The sequence below is a fragment of the Candidatus Neomarinimicrobiota bacterium genome (assembly GCA_041862535.1).
Lineage (GTDB): Bacteria > Fidelibacterota > Marinisomatia > SCGC-AAA003-L08 > TS1B11.
Map to the genome: position 1 here is coordinate 1 of JBGVTM010000202.1, position 3943 is coordinate 3943.

4 protein-coding genes are annotated in these 3943 nt (G+C 53.6%); 1 reads left to right on the top strand and 3 read right to left on the bottom strand.

Going from position 1 to position 3943, the window contains the following annotated elements; translation table 11 throughout:
* Positions 1-112 precede the first annotated feature (112 nt).
* Positions 113-748 (top strand): corrinoid protein, encoded by a 636-nt coding sequence (locus ACETWG_07425; protein ID MFB0516417.1) that lies wholly within the window; start codon positions 113-115, stop codon positions 746-748.
* Between the two features lie 107 nt (positions 749-855).
* On the opposite strand, the gene ACETWG_07430 is transcribed toward ACETWG_07425, so the two are convergent.
* From ACETWG_07430 to ACETWG_07440, 3 genes are all read right to left on the bottom strand, one after another.
* Positions 856-1317 (bottom strand): Rrf2 family transcriptional regulator, encoded by a 462-nt coding sequence (locus ACETWG_07430; GenBank protein ID MFB0516418.1) that lies wholly within the window; start codon positions 1315-1317, stop codon positions 856-858.
* Between the two features lie 173 nt (positions 1318-1490).
* Positions 1491-3212, bottom strand: coding sequence for an acyl-CoA dehydrogenase family protein (locus ACETWG_07435; GenBank protein ID MFB0516419.1), 1722 nt, complete (start codon positions 3210-3212; stop codon positions 1491-1493).
* 9 nt (positions 3213-3221) lie between these two features.
* Positions 3222-3943: electron transfer flavoprotein subunit alpha/FixB family protein (locus ACETWG_07440; protein MFB0516420.1), on the bottom strand; the 722-nt coding region annotated here is incomplete at its 5' end.

Here is a 3943-nt window from a genome sequence, read left to right on the forward strand (position 1 = left end):
ATCTTTAAACCCAACTACACTTTCTGCAAACTCTGCCAGACCTATTCGTGTCGGGAACGAATGAAAAAGCTATCGGCCACATGAAATTGTAATCAGCGTGAAGGGGGACGGTATGGATATTTTTCAGCACATTTCGGAGTCACTGCAGAGTGGTGACGATCAGAAAGTGTTTGAATTAACTGCCCAGGCCATAGCACAAAATATTTCCCCTAAAGAAATATTGGACAGTGGCCTCATTGCGGGCATGAATATTGTCAGTGAGAAGTTTGGCAGGCACGGAATTTTTCTACCTGAAGTTCTCCTGGCAGCCAGGGCTATGTACGCGGGATTGGATCAGCTGAAACCCCTACTGATTGAAGCCGAGATTCCCAGCCTGGGTAAAATTGTCATCGGGACGGTTCACGGTGATCTCCACGACATCGGCAAGAATCTCGTGGGGATTATGTTGAGGGGGGCGGGATTTGAAGTCATCGATCTGGGTAAAGATGTCCCGGCTGAGGAGTTCATAAAAGCTGCCCTGAGGGAAGAAGCGAAGGTAATCGGAATGTCTGCCCTTTTAACGACAACCGCACCGGTGATGAAGAGTGTGATTGAGCTGCTAAAGGATAAAGGGCTCAGTGGCAGGATTAAAACCATTGTTGGAGGAGCGCCTGTTTCCGAGGAATATGCGCGTGAAATTGGGGCCGATGCCTATGCGTATGACGCTTCCAGGGCGGTGGGACGTGTTAAACAGCTGCTCAATGCGTAATTGAAACTAATCCTCCCTGAGACATCGAAATAATTCAAAGGCCCCGGCGTAACTTCCGGGGCCTTAGTCGATATGAGGAAACGATATCGGCGCAGCGGAACTCTAACCTATTCCGTGCTTGTTACCCGGAGAAGTTGGGTCAGCTCCTGCCTTTTCGCCCGCATGCCCTCGGCCAGATCGGCTAGCGTCTGGTGCTCTAGTGTATCCCGCACCAGGCTTCGGATGTGAGTCCACTCGTTATGCAGGGGACAGCTCACTTCATCGGAACAGACGTCCAATCCGATCACGCAGCGTTCTTGTTGGGGAGGCGTCCCTTCAATGGCGTGCACAATCTGCAATAAGGTGATGTCTTTTGCGGGGCGTGCCAGCTCGATGCCACCTTTCCGCCCCCGATAACTCTTGACCAAGCGGTTGCGGGTAAGGGTCTGGATCAGCTTGGCTAAAAACTGCTTGGGAATGTTATACGCCTCTGCGATGGCGCTCACCATCGACAAACCTTCTCCCCCTTCGTGCTCGGCCAGATAGATCATGGCCTGGATCGCATATTCTGAAGACTTCGTGTAGAGCATAATAATGGGATATGTTTATCCGAAAATAATCAGTCAAATATGCAGAGGCAAACTTAAAATAAATGGCTGGCAGGACCGGTCTTGATTTACTCGTGAATCATTAGCGGACTATGAAATAATGGGGCTGGGGAATCGCTATTGATCTTGGCTGGCGCGCAGCGTTGTGGGCAGGACTAGATCAAAATTTTATCCGCGTGCAATAGGTCGGAAAATTGTTCATTTTTTATCGCTTCCGCATGTGTGCGGGCCCTTGCCAGGGCACTGACGATATATCGGTTGGCGATAAAGACCTTACGGCTGGAGAGCTCGGCTTCATCGAGCAGCAGATAGCCTATGTAAATGTAGCTATATATCTCCACCAGTTCCTTTGCAGCAACATCTTGAAAATATTTGTCCTGCTTATCTAGGACATATCTCAGGCTCTCGTGAAATATCTGACGTATCTCCTTCAGACAGTCGGTTAGCTTTATAAGAGCACCCTTGTAGGCGTGTTCTTCTTTCTGATTGAAATGTTCGGCCAGGATGTCATTGATAACCCCTCCGGTGGCGGCCACAATTTGCATCTGCGAGGTACCCTCATAGATATTGGTTATGCGGGCATCTCTCACCAGCCGCTCAATACCGAATTCCTTCATATAGCCGGCTCCGCCGTGAATCTGCAGGGCATCATAGCAGATTTGATTCGCGGACTCCGAGAGCACGTATTTCGCGATCGGGGTTAGCAGCGCAGCGATCCGGGAGGCTTCCCTGAAACGTAGGTTCTGTTCCTCAATGGGCTTACCCTCTTCTTTGAGCCGGGATATCTGCTCCTCCAGCTTATCCCGGAGATCGACCCACCTGGCCGTGGCGTACAGCAGCGAGCGATTGCTTTCCAGGGTGACCCGCATGTCGATCAGCATGTTCGTGACGACGGGGATGTGATAGATTTTTTTGCCGAATTGCTCCCGGGCCTGGGCATACTTCAGGGCTTCCTCATAGGCGGCCTGTGAAATGCCCAGCGCCTGGGCCGCTACCCCCAGCCGGGCACCGTTCATCAGGTCCATAACGTATTTTATCAGGCCGAACTTCCGCTTCCCGATCAGCTGGGCCGGGGTGTTATTGAACTGCAGTTCACAGGTCGGCGAGCCGCGGATACCGAACTTGTTCTCAATGCGCCGGACTTTAACCGAATCGTCACCATAGCAGACAAACAGGCTCAATCCGCGGGCGTCCCTGGTACCCGGCTCGGAACGGGCTAACACCAGCAGTATGTCGCCGCACCCGTTCGTGATAAAGCGCTTCACCCCCCGCAAATACCAATCCCCTTTGTCATCCTGATAAGCCTGCAGCATAACGGCCTGCAGGTCCGAACCCGCGTCCGGTTCGGTGAGGACCATCGCACCGGTGCATTCACCGCTGGCAAATTTGGGCAGAAACTCGGCCCGCTGCTCTTCCGTGCCGTATTTGTAGATCGTAACGCCGACATCCTGCAGGCCGAACAGGTTCATCAATGAGGCATCGGCCCGCGAGATCATCTCAATAGCCATGGTGTATATCGTGGTAGGGAAGTTCAAGCCCCCGTATCGTCGGGGGAGGGTGCATCCCATCAACTCCGCCTGGGCAAGCTGGTTCAGGGACTCCTGGATTCCTTTGGCATAGGTGACGCGGCCGTCCTTGATGGTATTGCCTTCCATGTCCACTTCCGCTGCCCGGGGTGCTACGAAATTGGCGGCGATGTCACCGACGATCTCCAGAACCTTGCCATAATTCTCGATGGCGTCCGGGTAGTCGGTCGGGGCATAATTGTAGGATTGCGCATCGCGATAATTGTCCTCGGCAATAGCGACGATCTCTTCTATATCCAGGTTCTCAAAGTGAAATACCAGGTCGGGATTGTCGGTAAAGTAATTCGGCATCTGCCCCCTCTATCTTAATCGGCCCCGATAGGCTTCAATGAACATTGGAATGACTTCCATGGCATCGCCGACAATACCGTAGTGGCAGATTTCGAAGATGGGGGCCTCGGGATCAACGTTAATGGCGATAATTTTTTTGGCATCTTTCATCCCGGCCCGGTGCTGGATGGCACCGGATATGCCGCAGGCGATATACAGCTTCGGCCGCACCGTGACTCCCGTTTGACCCACTTGTCGGTCGGGGGGGACAAATCCCGCGTCCACCGCCGCCCGGCTCCCGGCAACTTCACCGCCCAGAAGGTCGGCCAGCTCAAACAGTAGCTTGAAATTCTCCCTGGAACCCATGCCATAACCGCCGGAGACGATAATGGGCGCCGTTTTCAAATTGACCCTGTTCTCTTCGTGATGGCGTTCAATTATTTTGATCACCGCAGCCATGTCGTCAGGAGCATAGGGGATTTCGGTTACCTTCCCTGCCGGAATTGCGTCGGTGGCCACTTTCTCCATCACTCCTTCCCGAACGGTCGCCATCTGGACCGGCACCTGGGGGGTGATGATGGTGGCGATGATATTGCCGCCGAAGGCCGGCCGAATCTGCAGCAGTAAGTCCCGGTATTCCTTCTGCAGGTAGGTCACGTTGGCTATCTGGATGTCGGTGCGGTCGGCGTTCAATCCGCTGCCGGTGAACGAGCCCACCCGGCTGGCCCGGTCCCGTCCGACGAAAGTGGCCC

Excerpts from the sequence above, each read along its gene's own strand:
- ACETWG_07430 (MFB0516418.1), bottom strand. The coding sequence starts at position 1,317 with ATGCTCTACACGAAGTCTTCAGAATATGCGATCCAGGCCATGATCTAT.
- ACETWG_07425 (MFB0516417.1), top strand. The coding sequence starts at position 113 with ATGGATATTTTTCAGCACATTTCGGAGTCACTGCAGAGTGGTGACGAT.
- ACETWG_07435 (MFB0516419.1), bottom strand. The coding sequence starts at position 3,212 with ATGCCGAATTACTTTACCGACAATCCCGACCTGGTATTTCACTTTGAG.